The organism is Streptococcus sp. S784/96/1, from assembly GCF_902729355.1.
GTDB classification, from domain to species: domain Bacteria; phylum Bacillota; class Bacilli; order Lactobacillales; family Streptococcaceae; genus Streptococcus; species Streptococcus caledonicus.
Genome location: NZ_CACVCC010000044.1, coordinates 1 through 13,268, shown reverse-complemented (window position 1 = coordinate 13,268; position 13,268 = coordinate 1). Strand labels below are relative to the sequence as shown.

General features: G+C 39.0%; 10 protein-coding genes and 1 pseudogene. 8 read left to right on the top strand and 3 right to left on the bottom strand.

Translation table 11 applies throughout. The features are described from left to right. Both GZ996_RS10750 and GZ996_RS10745 read right to left on the bottom strand, forming a co-directional pair. Window positions 1–843: pseudogene (locus GZ996_RS10750) on the bottom strand (transposase); the annotation flags it as partial. 401 nt (window positions 844–1,244) lie between these two features. Further along, window positions 1,245–2,228, bottom strand: a complete 984-nt coding sequence (locus GZ996_RS10745) for an L-lactate dehydrogenase (protein ID WP_156805169.1) — start codon at window positions 2,226–2,228, stop codon at window positions 1,245–1,247. A gap of 191 nt (window positions 2,229–2,419) precedes the next feature. Here GZ996_RS10745 and gyrA point away from each other — a divergent pair, with 191 nt between their 5' ends. Both gyrA and GZ996_RS10735 read left to right on the top strand, forming a co-directional pair. Beyond that, the gene (gyrA, locus tag GZ996_RS10740; RefSeq protein ID WP_162012044.1) at window positions 2,420–4,876 is read left to right on the top strand and encodes a DNA gyrase subunit A; all 2,457 of its coding nucleotides are present in this window, start codon (window positions 2,420–2,422) and stop codon (window positions 4,874–4,876) included. Continuing rightward, a complete protein-coding gene (locus tag GZ996_RS10735; protein ID WP_232323162.1) occupies window positions 4,863–5,600 on the top strand; it encodes a class A sortase in 738 nt (245 codons plus the stop codon). The genes gyrA and GZ996_RS10735 overlap by 14 nt, the downstream gene beginning before the upstream one ends. Before the next feature lie 329 nt (window positions 5,601–5,929). Here the strand turns inward: GZ996_RS10735 and guaA are convergent, their stop codons facing one another. Continuing rightward, window positions 5,930–7,486, bottom strand: coding sequence for a glutamine-hydrolyzing GMP synthase (gene guaA / locus GZ996_RS10730; RefSeq protein ID WP_156805172.1), 1,557 nt, complete (start codon window positions 7,484–7,486; stop codon window positions 5,930–5,932). A gap of 110 nt (window positions 7,487–7,596) precedes the next feature. Between guaA and GZ996_RS10725 the strand changes: the two genes are divergently transcribed. The 6 genes from GZ996_RS10725 to GZ996_RS10700 all read left to right on the top strand — a co-directional run bounded on the left by GZ996_RS10725 (window position 7,597) and on the right by GZ996_RS10700 (window position 12,814). Next, window positions 7,597–8,238: a GNAT family N-acetyltransferase gene (locus GZ996_RS10725; protein WP_162012045.1), complete on the top strand. Its 642-nt coding sequence runs from the start codon at window positions 7,597–7,599 to the stop codon at window positions 8,236–8,238. 11 nt (window positions 8,239–8,249) lie between these two features. Further along, window positions 8,250–8,948, top strand: coding sequence for a GntR family transcriptional regulator (locus tag GZ996_RS10720; protein ID WP_156805173.1), 699 nt, complete (start codon window positions 8,250–8,252; stop codon window positions 8,946–8,948). A 321-nt stretch (window positions 8,949–9,269) separates the two neighbouring features. Further along, entirely contained in the window at window positions 9,270–9,602 is a 333-nt protein-coding gene (locus GZ996_RS10715) for a putative DNA-binding protein (protein WP_156805174.1), read from the top strand. A gap of 63 nt (window positions 9,603–9,665) precedes the next feature. Continuing rightward, the gene (ffh, locus tag GZ996_RS10710; RefSeq protein WP_162012043.1) at window positions 9,666–11,246 is read left to right on the top strand and encodes a signal recognition particle protein; all 1,581 of its coding nucleotides are present in this window, start codon (window positions 9,666–9,668) and stop codon (window positions 11,244–11,246) included. Window positions 11,247–11,340: 94 nt separating this feature from the next. Then, the gene (locus GZ996_RS10705; RefSeq protein ID WP_162012042.1) at window positions 11,341–12,003 is read left to right on the top strand and encodes a SatD family protein; all 663 of its coding nucleotides are present in this window, start codon (window positions 11,341–11,343) and stop codon (window positions 12,001–12,003) included. Between the two features lie 19 nt (window positions 12,004–12,022). Then, a complete protein-coding gene (locus tag GZ996_RS10700; RefSeq protein ID WP_162012041.1) occupies window positions 12,023–12,814 on the top strand; it encodes a DUF3307 domain-containing protein in 792 nt (263 codons plus the stop codon). Window positions 12,815–13,268 lie beyond the last annotated feature (454 nt).

Below are 13,268 nucleotides of genomic sequence, written 5' to 3'. Positions count from 1 at the left end.
TTATCGGAATAATCTTTAATAGCTTGAAATTCTTTTAAGTAACGTCCGAGTCTTACCGTCGGTTTCTGCGTCTGATTTCTTCTAACTTTTTGGCGCTAGCCGTTCGAAGCAAAGCGAGTTACGGATAGCCTTGTAAGGCTTGTCCAAGCGTTAGTAACAGGGTGACGACACGATTGGCAACAAGCAACTGCAAGCAGTCCTACCTCCATCTCTAAATAGCAGTTGCGCTCTTCGAGTTGCTTGTTTTTGAGCTGTAACTCTTCTTCTGGGGGAAGGGTCGGTTTACTGTCTAACCCTTTACTTCTGCGATCTAGGAGTCCTTGACTACCGTCCTTCTCAAACTTTCTCACCCAGGAATAAACTTGTTGGTAGGAAATACCATATTTCTCAATCGCTGCCTGATAATCCTTATCATGAATAATGGTGAAGTTGACAATCTCCACACGTTCTTCCAAAGTGGTTTTTCGTCCTTGGTTCATACGACTTATTTATTCCTTTACTAGTTGCTTTGATTTCTATACCACTAGTATACCGTTTTAGCCACTTTTCGAGAACACTTCCAGATGATATGTGGTAAGTTTCAATGATTGTCTTCAAACTTCCTCGTCCAGATAGATAATCTTGTACGGCTTGTTCTTTGATTTCTTTTGAGTACCTCGTCCAAGTATTACTTTCTCTTAATCCTGCTATACCTAGCTGTTTGTATTTACGAACCCAAGTTCTAATGGTGGTATCACTAACTCTATATTCCCTTATTAAGCTTGAAATGGATTTCCCTTTTTCTAGATACAAGTTAACAATCTCTAGTTTTTCTTCTACTGATTTTGGACTTCTTTTTGACATACGAAAACTCCCCTTTTAGTTTCTAGTGAATTTTTGTTTTTTCACTGTCCACTATAAGGGGAGTATATCATAATGTAATATAATCTTTTTCCAATTTTATTCAGTAATAGGCAATTTTTTCATTTCAAATCTCCTTATTGTTATTGATTACATAATACAATGAATGATAATAGTTTTCAACGAGTGATAGAATTGTTTAGTATTTCATGGTCTTGACTTCGCTTATTCTTTTAGTATAAGAAAAATATTTAAACTTTCTTAAATAGTGTATAGTAGAACTAGTTTGATGTAGTGGTGAGTTGAAACTAATGACGCAAAAGATTCTAGTTGCAGGTAAGTTGAACAATCATAAAACGGCTAAAAAAGACTGGGAATAACAGTACTCCAGTCTTCTTCATATATTAATTTTTGCAAGCTGATACAAATTCTTCTTTAGAAAATGCTTCATCAATGATAGCTTTTAACTCAGCAGCAGAAGCTTGCATTTTTTGCAATTCAGCATCGCTGAGCGGAATATTTACTGGACGAACAATACCGTGCGCACCGATAATAGCTGGTTGACCGATGAAGACATCTTCAACACCTTCGTATTGACCAGCTTGGAAAACTGACAATGGAAGTACTGCATTTTCATCATCAAAGATAGCTTTTGTGATACGAGCAAGAGCAACTGCGATACCGTAGTAAGTAGCACCTTTTTTATTGATGATTGAGTAAGCGGCATCACGAACAGAGATGAAGAGATCAACAAGACCTTGTTCATCAATATCGCGGTTAGCTTGCAACCAGTCATAAAGTTTTACACCAGCAACGTTAGCGTGTGACCAAACAGCGAATTCTGAGTCACCGTGTTCACCCATGATGTAAGCATGGACAGAACGAGCATCAATACCGATTTTATCAGCAAGAGCTTGACGGAAACGAGCTGAGTCAAGTGATGTACCTGAACCAATAACGCGCTCTTTAGGGAAACCTGAGAATTTCCAAGTTGAATAAGTTAACACATCAACTGGGTTAGCTGCAACAAGGAAGATACCGTTGAAACCTGAAGCAACGATTTGAGTAACAACTTCTTTGTTAATACGCAAGTTTTTCTCAACGAGGTCAAGACGAGTTTCACCTGGTTTTTGAGGAGCACCGGCTGTCAAGACAACAAGGTCAGCATCGTGGCAGTCAGCGTAATCTGCAGCATAGATTTTTTTAGGTGAAGTGAATGCCAATGCGTGGCTCAAATCTTCTGCATCACCTTGAGTTTTTTCTTTAAAGATATCAATAATTCCAAGTTCTTGACCAATATTTTGTGTTACCAAAGCAAAAGCGTAAGATGAACCTACGGCACCATCGCCGACAAGGATCACTTTTTTGTGTTGTTTAGTTAAAGTCATGCTAAACGTCTCCTTATTTTTTTCTTTGGGAGATTCCCATACAACAAATATTCTATCATGTTATTTCTTGTTTGTCACTAAGTGAATAGTTAAAAATGAAAATTGCTTACAGAAAGCGATGCCAATGCTGATTTTCCAAGGAATTTATGTTATAATGATAGAAGACTTTTGAAAAGAAAAGGGGCATGTAAATGCAAGATAAAAACTTGGTAGATGTTAATCTAACGAGTGAGATGAAAACAAGCTTTATTGACTATGCAATGAGTGTTATTGTGTCACGCGCTTTACCAGATGTTCGAGATGGATTGAAACCTGTGCACCGTCGCATTTTGTACGGTATGAATGAGCTTGGAGTAACTCCGGATAAACCTCATAAGAAATCAGCTCGTATTACCGGTGATGTTATGGGGAAATATCATCCTCACGGCGATAGTTCTATTTATGAAGCCATGGTCCGTATGGCCCAATGGTGGAGCTATAGACATATGCTCGTTGATGGGCATGGAAATTTTGGTTCTATGGACGGGGATGGTGCTGCTGCTCAACGTTATACCGAAGCTCGTATGAGCAAAATTGCTCTTGAGATGCTACGTGATATCAATAAAAATACAGTTGATTTTCAAGATAACTACGATGGTTCAGAACGTGAACCGCTTGTTTTACCAGCTCGTTTTCCAAACCTTTTAGTTAATGGTGCTACTGGAATTGCTGTTGGTATGGCAACTAATATTCCACCTCACAATTTGGGAGAATCTATTGATGCTGTCAAATTAGTAATGGATAATCCAGATGTTACGACACGTGACTTGATGGAAGTGATGCCTGGACCAGATTTCCCAACGGGAGCTCTCGTGATGGGAAAATCAGGTATTCACCGTGCCTATGAAACAGGTAAAGGTTCGATCGTATTACGTTCTCGTACAGAAATTGAACTGACCAAAACTGGTCGCGAGCGCATTGTTGTGACAGAATTTCCATATGGTGTCAATAAGACGAAGGTCCATGAGCATATTGTTCGTTTGGCGCAGGAAAAACGTGTTGAGGGAATTACAGCTGTTCGTGATGAATCTAGTCGTGAAGGTGTTCGTTTTGTCATTGAAGTTCGTCGTGATGCATCAGCGAATGTGATTTTAAACAATCTTTTTAAACTAACAAGTCTTCAAACTAATTTTAGTTTCAACATGTTAGCGATTGAAAAGGGAGTCCCTAAAATTCTCTCATTACGCCAAATTATTGACAACTATATAGAACACCAAAAAGAGGTGGTTGTACGCCGAACGCGTTTTGATAAGGAAAAAGCTGAGGCACGTGCACATATTTTAGAAGGGTTATTAGTCGCTCTTGATCACCTTGATGAAGTTATTGCAATCATTCGTGGTAGTCAGACGGATGCAGAAGCACAAGCTGAATTAATGTCACGTTTTAATTTGTCAGAACGTCAAAGTCAAGCTATTTTGGACATGCGTCTGCGTCGTTTGACAGGATTGGAACGAGATAAAATTCAAGCAGAATATAATGATTTACTTACTTTGATTGCTGACCTAGCTGATATTCTAGCTAAGCCTGAGCGTGTTTCTACAATCATCAAGGAAGAATTGGACGAAACAAAACGCAAATATGCGGATGATCGTCGTACGGAACTTATGGTAGGGGAAGCATTAACTCTCGAAGATGAAGATCTTATCGAAGAAGAAGATGTTCTTATTACGCTATCAAGTAAGGGGTATATCAAACGTTTAGCCCAAGATGAGTTCCGATCACAAAAACGTGGCGGCCGTGGCGTCCAAGGTACAGGGGTCAACGATGATGATTTTGTTAAAGATTTAGTTTCAACATCGACGCATGACCATTTGCTATTCTTTACAAATCTTGGCCGTGTTTATCGCTTAAAGGCATACGAGATTCCAGAATATGGTCGTACAGCTAAAGGACTTCCTATTATCAATCTTTTGAAACTTGATGAAGGGGAAAATATACAAACAGTTATCAATTTGACCCAAGAAGATTTCAAAAATAAACATTTCTTCTTTACGACTCGTCTAGGTGTTGTTAAGCGCACTAGTGTTTCTGAATTTAATAATATTCGTCAAAATGGTCTTAAAGCTTTGAACTTGAGAGAAGGGGATCAATTGATTAATGTCATTTTAACAAATGGACAAGATGATATTATTATTGGTACCAAGACAGGATATTCTGTTAGATTCAGTGAAGACAATATTCGTAGCATGAGCCGTATAGCAACAGGTGTTAAAGGAATTACTTTAAGAAATGACGATATTGTCGTTGGTGCGTCAGCTATTTCTCAAGATCAAGAAGTTCTTATCATTACTGAAAAAGGCTATGGTAAGCGTACAGCTGCTAGTGAATATCCGACTAAGGGACGCGGCGGTAAAGGAATTAAAACTGCTAATATTACTGAGAAAAATGGACCACTTGCTGGACTTTTAACAGTATCCGGTGATGAAGATATTATGATCATTACAGATACTGGTGTTATCATCCGTACTAGGATTGAAAATATTTCACAAACCGGTCGTTCGACACAAGGTGTTAAAGTGATGCGTCTAGATGAACAAGCAAAAATCGTGACCTTTGCTTTAGTGAAATCTGTAACTACAGATGAGGGAGGGATTGATGAGACGGAATAAAAAGAAATCCATTAAAACATTTTTGTACAATAGCCTGATTGTTATTTTGTTTATTGTTGGCTTAGCTCTGGTTTTTAATAAGTCTATTAGAAATACGTTGATTGCTTGGAATTCTAATAAATATCAAGTTTCTCAAGTATCAAAAGAGACTATTAAAAAGAACAATGAAAAAGAAGTCAGTTTTGATTTTTCGGCAGTTGAGCCTGTCTCTACAGAATCAATTTTAAAGTCTCAGATGGAAGCGCAGCTTCTTCCTGTTATAGGTGGCATTGCTATTCCAGAATTAAAAATTAATTTGCCTATTTTCAAAGGCCTTGGCAATACTGAATTATCCTATGGTGCTGGTACTATGAAGGAAAGTCAGGTTATGGGACAAGGTAATTACACGCTTGCTAGTCATCATATTTTTTCTATGGTCGGTGCTTCAGACATGCTTTTTTCACCACTTGAAAGAGCTAAAAATGGCATGAAAATCTATCTGACTAATAAAGAGACCATTTACACTTATGTGATTACCAGTATGGAAGTTGTTCAACCAGAAGCGATTTATGTTTTGGAAGATCACGACAACGTCAACGAAATCACACTAGTTACTTGTACAGATGCAGAAGCTACACAACGTATCATTGTGAAAGGTGTACTTGAAACACAGGTGGCATTTAATGATGCTGATCAATCAATACTTAAATCCTTTGAGCAAAATTATAACCAAGTTTCTTGGTAGTTTAGATTATCAAAAAATGATTCTTACTTATCAGAGTAGGAATCGTTTTTTATGTGTATGGAATAAACTAGAATTAATATTTGGAGGAGTAGTGCAGATTAACATAGAGGGGGTATGTTCGCATCTATAGATTTTCATGCTTATAGACAAAAAAATAAGCCCTCCTTGAGGACTTATTTTGGCGATAATCCAAACGTATCTAGATTATTTTAATACCATTTATAACAAATTAAATACTGTTAAATCAAGGATTCTTAGCAAAAGTTACACTTGTTCCTCAGCTTTTTTTAATTGTTATAAGGCTGTCTGATTTCCTTCACTGGAGAAAATCACTCCCACTCAACAGTTGCTGGTGGTTTACTTGTAATGTCATAGACGATACGGTTGACGTGATCCACTTCGTTTACGATACGGGTTGAGATTTTCTTAAGAACATCCCAAGGGAGTTGTGCAAAATCAGCTGTCATACCGTCAATAGAAGTGATGGCACGGATAGCGATGGTGTAGTCGTAGGTACGACCGTCCCCCATAACTCCAACAGAACGGACACCAGTGTTTACAGTGAAGTATTGCCATACGTCGCGGTCAAGGCCTGCTTTTGCAATTTCTTCACGAAGGATAGCATCTGATTCACGAACGGTTTCAAGTTTTTCCTCAGTAATTTCGCCCATCACACGGATTGCAAGCCCTGGTCCCGGGAATGGCTGGCGCCAAACAACTTCATCTGGCATGCCAAGTGCAGTACCAAGTGCGCGTACTTCATCTTTAAACAAGGTGTTGAGTGGCTCAATGAGTTTGAACTGCATGTCTTCAGGAAGTCCACCAACATTGTGGTGCGATTTGATGGTTTCAGCAGTCTCAGTTCCTGATTCGATGATATCTGTGTAAAGGGTTCCTTGTGCTAAGAAATCGACATCGGTGAGTTTACTTGCTTCATCGTCAAAGACGTAAACAAATTCATTACCAATAATTTTACGTTTTTTCTCAGGATCATCAACACCTGCTAAAAGACTCAAGAAGCGCTCAGAAGCATCAACACGGATGATGTTAAGACCAAATTTCCCACCAAGCATTTCCATTACTTGGTCGCCTTCATTTTTACGAAGAAGGCCGTGGTCAACGAAGATACAGGTTAACTGATCACCGATAGCGCGTTGAAGAAGGACACCAACGACTGATGAATCCACACCACCTGAAAGGCCAAGGAGAACTTTTTTGTCTCCAACCTTTTCACGGATGTTAGCGATTTCCATGTCGATGAAGTTATCCATTGACCAGTCACCACGCGCACCACAGATGTTTACGGCAAAGTTTTTGAGAATGTCGTTACCATAGACAGAGTGACGAACTTCTGGGTGGAATTGGATACCGTAGAAGTTTTTCTCAGTGTTTTCCATCGCAGCAAATGGGCAGTCAGCAGAGTCACCGACCAAGTGGAAACCTTCTGGAATCTCAGTGACCGCATCACCATGACTCATCAAAACAAGTTGTTCTTTAGGCGTTCCAGCAAATAGCTTAGATTCGGAACGAAGACGTAGTGTAGATTGACCATACTCACGGTTACCAGCTTCACTTGCTGGGACCACTTTTCCTCCAAGGGTATGTGTGATCAATTGCATACCATAACAGATTCCTAAAATGGGAATCCCAAGCTCAAAAATATCTTTGTCAATACCAAAGGCATTGTCAGCGTAGACAGAGTTAGGACCTCCTGAGAGGACGATTCCGATAGGATTGATGGCACGAAGCTCATCTGCTGTAATTTTATGGCTTTTAAGTTCTGAAAAAACACCAAATTCACGAATACGTCGTGCAATTAATTGATTGTACTGGCTACCGTAATCGAGAACGATGATTTTTTGAACATCAGTCAACGTTTCAGTCATGGATTCCCTTTCTTTTTACGTCAGATGTTATAGACGGTTTCTATCATTCTAGCATAAATTCTGTTTTTTTGCAGTCCTTTTTTCATTAAATATGGTAAACTAATCTTATGATAATGATTAAACCTTTTGAGAACCAACACGAAAAAAGTTGGGTTTATTGTAAAGCCCTTTCTTACTTATATTCAGACTTTTTTGATGATATCAGCCGTACTAAGGATAACTTTAGGGATTTTTACGAAGACAGCATTGAACTCGTTGCTTTAGATGGAGACATAGTTGTTGGGCTACTAGATATTGGCATTTATTCTCGGGAAAATAGCAGAGCTTATGCCTATTATTCTTGTGACAAAGTCGCTTATTTTGCTAATTTAGCTGTCCATCCAGATTATCAGGGGCAGGGCATCGCAAATCAATTATTTGAACGAGCTGAGATTCTTCTTCGAGAAAAAGGGGTTGAAGCGCTAGCCATTTTTACAAGAGATGATGAAAAGGCGAACCACCTTTATCAGAAATGGGGAGCAGAAGTCATCAGTCGTGATTGGCTTGTTGTAGGGACACCGAAGTCACAGGAACAGTCTTTCACTTTTCAAGTGTTACCAGAACAGAAGCGGCTAGCATTTGTTACTGAGGATGGGGAGTTACCTTACTATCAGCGTGAGGGGTATTATATTGTCGCTAAAGAGAAAGATTTGGAGTTGTTTGAGATTGAGAAGGTCTATGAAGAACGTACCTACCTCAAACGATATCATTAGGAGGAGTAGCGATGGCGCCAGCCTATATTAGTATTCACGATGCCTTGAAGGAGCAGATTGATAAAGGCATTTGGAAGATTGGAGATCGTTTGCCTAGCGAACGGGACTTGGCAGATAATTTTTCCGTTAGCCGAATGACGCTTCGTCAAGCGATTACTTTACTGGTTGATGAAGGTATCTTAGAACGGAGAGTAGGAAGCGGAACCTATGTGGCCAGTAGACGGGTTCAGGAAAAAATGCGTGGTACAACGTCGTTTACCGAGATTGTGACAGCGCAAGGGAAGACCCCTTCTACGAAACTGATTTCTTATCAAAAGAAACTGGCTAGCCAGACGGAAATGGATCGTCTTCATCTGAAGAAAACGGATTATGTGATTCGAATGGAGCGGGTACGATATGCGGATAATATTCCGGTTGTTTATGAAGTGGCTTCTATTCCTGAGGAGCTGATTCGCAACGTTGAACGCCATGCTATTACGGAACATTTTTTTAAAACTTTAACTGACAATGGATATGAAATTGGCAAAAGTCAGCAAGTGATTTCAGCTAAAATTGCTAGTGAGCGTGTGGCAGACTATCTTTCGATTGCTAAAGGTCATGCTATTTTAGCGCTCACACAAGTTTCCTATTTTACAGATAATCGCCCATTTGAATATGTGAGAAGTCAGTATGTTGGAGATCGATTTGAGTTCTACCTAGAGAATAATTAGTTTACATAATTTAAATTATGATTTATTTGTAACGGTATATTCGCATATGTGGTGCTATCTGTGGCGAAACGACTATTGATTATGATGATAGTACAGCGTTAATGCGCAAGGTTGGGACTAAATCATTTAGGATTGTGTGATTCTTATAGATAATGTGGTGCTTGGGGTCTATTTGTGAGCGCCTTGGGTTTGACAATCAGGATAGCTGGTTATCTATTCCAGCGCTTATCTTGTCTAAACCAGAGTGTTCATGGTGCTACAGCTCAAAAGCTCTGCTATTTCCCCTATTAAAATCCTAGATATTATGGTAAAATATAGGACATGGAAATTGAAAAAACCAATCGAATGAATGCTCTTTTTGAGTTCTATGCAGCGCTTTTGACGGATAAGCAAATGAATTATATTGAACTCTATTACGCAGATGATTACAGCTTGGCAGAAATCGCTGAAGAGTTTGGTGTCAGTCGGCAAGCTGTCTATGACAATATTAAGCGTACAGAGAGAATTCTAGAGGATTATGAAATGAAACTGCACATGTATTCTGATTATATTGTGCGTAGTGAAATCTTTGATGAGATGACTGAGAAATATGCAAACGATGACTATTTGCAAGAAAAAATCTCTATTTTAATGAGTATTGATAATAGGGATTAAGCTGGTTGTTGAGCTTATGTGGCCAGCAAGAGTGAGAAGAAAAAAGGAGAGTAATAAAAATAGATGGCATTTGAAAGTCTAACACAACGCTTGCAAGGCGTGTTTAAAAATCTACGTCGTAAAGGAAAGCTAACGGAAAAAGAAGTTCAAGATGTTACAAAAGAAATTCGTCTGGCACTCCTTGAGGCGGACGTTGCACTTCCGGTTGTTAAGACATTTATTAAGCGTGTTCGTGAGCGTGCTATTGGTCATGAGATTATCGAAACTTTGGATGCGTCTCAACAAATCATCAAGATTGTTAATGAAGAATTAACAGCTATTTTAGGTTCTGAAACGGCAGAAATTGAAAAATCCCCTAAAATTCCAACAATTATCATGATGGTTGGTCTTCAAGGTGCTGGTAAGACAACCTTTGCTGGTAAACTGGCAAACAAGCTTATTAAGGAAGAAAATGCTCGTCCACTGATGATTGCGGCGGATATCTATCGTCCAGCTGCGATAGATCAACTTAAAACTCTGGGTGGGCAAATCGGTGTCCCTGTCTTTGATATGGGGACTGATACACCGGCTGTTGAGATTGTGCGCCAAGGTTTAGAAAAAGCGCGCGAGAATCACAATGATTACGTTCTTATTGATACTGCAGGTCGTCTCCAAATTGATGAAAAACTCATGCAGGAATTGCGTGATGTCAAAGCATTAGCGCAACCACATGAAATCCTTTTGGTTGTTGATAGCATGATTGGTCAAGAAGCTGCCAATGTTGCGCGTGAGTTTAACGGACAATTGGAAGTGACAGGGGTTATCTTAACCAAGATTGACGGTGATACCCGTGGTGGTGCTGCCCTTTCAATCCGTGAAATCACAGGGAAACCAATCAAGTTTACAGGTACTGGTGAAAAGATTACCGACATTGAAACCTTCCACCCAGATCGTATGGCTAGCCGTATTTTGGGCATGGGTGACTTGCTGACATTGATTGAGAAGGCTTCTCAAGAATACGACATGCAAAAATCAGCTGAGCTAGCTGAAAAAATGCGTGAAAACACCTTTGACTTCAATGACTTTATTGAACAGCTTGATCAAGTTCAAAACATGGGGCCAATGGAAGATTTACTTAAAATGCTTCCTGGAATGGCAGGTAATCCTGCCTTGGCAAACCTAAAAGTTGATGAACGTGAAATTGCTCGTAAACGTGCCATTGTCTCTTCAATGACACCAGCAGAACGTGAAAACCCTGAATTATTAACTCCAAGTCGTCGTCGTCGTATTGCAGCTGGTTCTGGAAATAGCTTTGTGGATGTTAATAAATTTATTAAAGACTTTAATCAAGCAAAATCAATGATGCAGGGGGTTATGTCTGGCGATATGGATAAAATGATGCGTCAAATGGGCATCAATCCTCACAATCTTCCTAAGAACATGCCTAATATGCCAGATATTAGTGGCATGGACATATCAGCTTTAGAAAGTATGATGGGTGGTTCTGGAATGCCTGATTTATCAGCGTTAGGTGGAGCAGGAATGCCAGATATGAGTCAAATGTTTGGTGGAGGTATCAAAGGTAAAGTTGGTCAACTTGCCATGAAGCAAATGATGAAACGCCAAGCTAATAAACTCAAAAAAGCGAAGAAAAAGCGTAAATAAGGGATTGTTTAATACAATAGCAATTTTTTTGAAATGTCTATCTTGATAGACATTTTTTGTTTTGTCTGTTATAATAGACAAAAAGGAGGGAGAAATGGTTTATATTGCTATTATTGGAGATGTTATCGACTCTAAAAAACTAACGACCCGTTCAGCAGTTCAAGATTCCTTACGTTTGGTTTTGGATGACCTTAATCAAGTCTACGCTGATAGTCTAGTATCTCCTTTTACATTGACATTAGGAGACGAGTTTCAAGCCTTGCTACACCCTCATGCCTCAGTGTTTCAAATGATTGATAGCATTCGAATCAAATTATACCCTGTGACCATTCGATTTGGGATTGGGATTGGTGAGATTGTTACAGCGATAAATCCCTTGAGAAGTATTGGGGCTGATGGACCAGCTTACTGGAATGCTCGCTCTGCTATTGCTTACGTTCATGACAAGAATGATTATGGGGTCACTAATATTCGTGTCAGTATAGGTGACTCATCATCGGAGAATGATCAACTGGTAAATGCTGTTTTAGCAATGGGGGAATTCATCTATGCCAAGTGGACAGATAAACATCGTGACATGTTAAAAGCCTTACTGGAAACAAAGCAGTATGATGAATGGTTTAGCCACCAAGAGCTAGCAAGACATCTTGGGATCGAGCCAAGTGGGTTGACAAAACGCTTGAAAGCGAGTGGTTTGAAGGTTTATTTGCGTGGTAGAAAACAAATAGGAGAGCAGATACAGACTTGGTGCAGGTAGTCTAAGATGGAGGGAACAAATGGGACTATCTAGGTATTTCATCACACATCCGTTATTACTGACCTTGTTTATCGCACATTTTCTGAGTGATTTTCATTGGGAGCAGCCATTGCCTGACGGACAAAAGCCATTTAGCAAGCAAATGATGTGGACACAGTTTCTTCGGATCACCATTCCTTTAGTGGTGCTTAGCCTAATCTTTCCAGAAATGACAATAACAAATGCTTGCCTTGTGTTGAGCCACATTGTTATTAGCCTTGTTAAACGCTTTTTACTAGACAAGTCGTTGCCTCTCTCTCAAGAACAAGGGATTTTTTTAATCAGTCAATGTGCTCACTTGTTAGTAATCGTGTGCTTTTATTGGTGGTTTTTAGTACAAAATGGTGAGGAAGTGATTCTATATCAATACGGTATTGATTGGGAACAGTTAGAATACTTATTGCGTGTTATTCTCTTTATACTTCTTGTCACCAAGCCAATGAATGTGATTTTTAAATTATTCTTTAGTAAGTATCAGGTGAAGGAGTTGTCTCATTTGTTACTTGAAAAGACTACACCAGAACGTGTGCATACGAAACAGGAAGAAGATACGGTGGTAGGAGCAGGAGCGCTGATTGGTAATCTTGAGCGAATCATCATGGGACTCTTTTTGATTTTAGGACAATATACTGCTATTGGTCTTGTCTTTACAGCAAAATCCATTGCGCGGTATGACCGAATTTCCAAGAGTCAAGCTTTTGCCGAATACTATCTAATCGGTTCCTTATTTAGTATTATCGTTGTAGTTATTATCTATTTCGTTTTATTTTAGTACAGTGTTAAATAGCCTTGAAAAACTCAAGTTCTATTATTAGCTTTTTTCCTTTTCTTTGTTAATCCACTATATTGCCTTAAACTAAAAAGATAAAACCCTCCCTTTTCGTTTTAACCGAGATAGGGAGGGTTTGATGTTGTTCCAGTGGTTTGAACTTGCCATAATAGTATCAATTAGTCATAAATGGTTTCCTAAAATACAGTTCTGTTTCAAGATAAAATACATGGGCAGGGAAGGTTAAATAAATTTAAGAATATCTTATCTCAATTTTAAAAAAGAGTCCAAGTAAAACGTTCAATTGATTTTCTTCTTAATTTAAATAAAGGCACATTGTCAAGTCAAGTGCAACAAGTTCATGGATAGACTAGGATTCCATTATTTAGGCTGTTTGGGCTAGCCCCAACAGAAATTTTGAAGTTTTGTAATGGTGAAGTCGTCTAGGTCTTTCGTT

Bases quoted from the DNA above. Each gene is read 5' to 3' on its own strand.
- GZ996_RS10735 (WP_232323162.1), top strand. From the start codon at position 4,863: ATGAGACGGAATAAAAAGAAATCCATTAAAACATTTTTGTACAATAGC.
- GZ996_RS10700 (WP_162012041.1), top strand. From the start codon at position 12,023: ATGGGACTATCTAGGTATTTCATCACACATCCGTTATTACTGACCTTG.
- GZ996_RS10720 (WP_156805173.1), top strand. From the start codon at position 8,250: ATGGCGCCAGCCTATATTAGTATTCACGATGCCTTGAAGGAGCAGATT.
- gyrA (WP_162012044.1), top strand. From the start codon at position 2,420: ATGCAAGATAAAAACTTGGTAGATGTTAATCTAACGAGTGAGATGAAA.
- GZ996_RS10715 (WP_156805174.1), top strand. From the start codon at position 9,270: ATGGAAATTGAAAAAACCAATCGAATGAATGCTCTTTTTGAGTTCTAT.
- GZ996_RS10705 (WP_162012042.1), top strand. From the start codon at position 11,341: ATGGTTTATATTGCTATTATTGGAGATGTTATCGACTCTAAAAAACTA.
- ffh (WP_162012043.1), top strand. From the start codon at position 9,666: ATGGCATTTGAAAGTCTAACACAACGCTTGCAAGGCGTGTTTAAAAAT.
- GZ996_RS10745 (WP_156805169.1), bottom strand. From the start codon at position 2,228: ATGACTTTAACTAAACAACACAAAAAAGTGATCCTTGTCGGCGATGGT.
- guaA (WP_156805172.1), bottom strand. From the start codon at position 7,486: ATGACTGAAACGTTGACTGATGTTCAAAAAATCATCGTTCTCGATTAC.